Here is a 1159-nt window from a genome sequence, read left to right on the forward strand (position 1 = left end):
GGTGGTGGTGAGCCGGTCGGCGAGGTCGGACGGCAGCGCTTCACCGCCGACGAGGACACGCACCCGCGTGAGGGCCTGGGTGACGTCGGGGCTGTCGAGCGCGGCACGCCACAGGCTCGGCGTCGCCTGCATCACCGAGACCTGCTCCTGGACCAGGAGATCACGGAGCTGGTCCGGATCGTGCACGATCCCGCCCGGCGCTAGAACAACGGTCCCGCCCGAGGTGAGCGGGGTGAACAGTTCCAGCCCGGCGATGTCGAACCCGATCGTCGTCACCGCGAGAAGCCGGTCACCGCTGGTCACATACGCAGCCCCAGACACGTCAACGGCCCCGGGCAGCACAACCCCGGAATCCACCACCCGCTGCTCGGCCCCGGCAAGCCAGACTTCATCGACGGTGACGACGGGCCGCGTCTCCTCCCGCATGAACGCCAGCCGCTCCGCCGGGAAGTCCCCGTCGAGCGGCAGATACGCGCCCCCCGCCTTCAGGACCGCCAGCAGCACCACCACAAGATCGGCACTGCGGGGCAGCTGCACGGCCACGAACCGCTCGCCGCCCACCCCGTCGGCGACCAGCAGCCGGGCAAGCCGGTCACTGCGCACGTCCAGCTCACCGTAGGGGACCGACACCCCACCACACACCACCGCCGCAGCCTCCGGCGTACGCGCCACCTGGGCCCGGAACGCGGCCACCACATCAGGGGCCGCATCCGCGGTCGCCGTGTCGTTCCACTGCTCCAGGACCCGCTCCCGCTCGCCCTCCTCCAGCACCCCGATCCCACCGACCCGCACCTGCGGATCGGCCACCACCGCCTCCAACACCCGCACGAAGCGGCGCGTCAGGAGCTCCGCCGTCTCCCTGTCGAACAGATCCGCACTGAACTCCAGTACGGCACGCATGCCTTCGGCGTTCTCCTGCACCGCGAGCAGAAGGTCGAACTTCGACACCGCGGCGTCCGCGTCGATCGGACTCACGCCGAGCCCCGGGAACCTGCTGGTGCTCGCGAGGGCCGACGGATCGGCGTTCTGCAGGGACAGCATGGTTTGGAAGAGGGGGTGGCGTGAGGGGGAGCGTTCGGGGTTGAGGGTTTCGACGAGGCGTTCGAAGGGGGTGTCCTGGTGGGTGTAGGCGGTGAGGTCGGTGTCGCGGACTCGGGTC

1 protein-coding gene is annotated in these 1159 nt (G+C 70.4%); it reads right to left on the reverse strand.

Annotated elements, in window-relative coordinates:
* Positions 1–1159 (reverse strand): AMP-binding protein (locus IE94_RS41970; RefSeq protein ID WP_037924734.1); only part of this gene is annotated, 1159 nt, incomplete at both ends.

The sequence above is a fragment of the Streptomyces violaceorubidus genome (genome assembly GCF_000717995.1).
GTDB lineage: Bacteria > Actinomycetota > Actinomycetes > Streptomycetales > Streptomycetaceae > Streptomyces > Streptomyces violaceorubidus.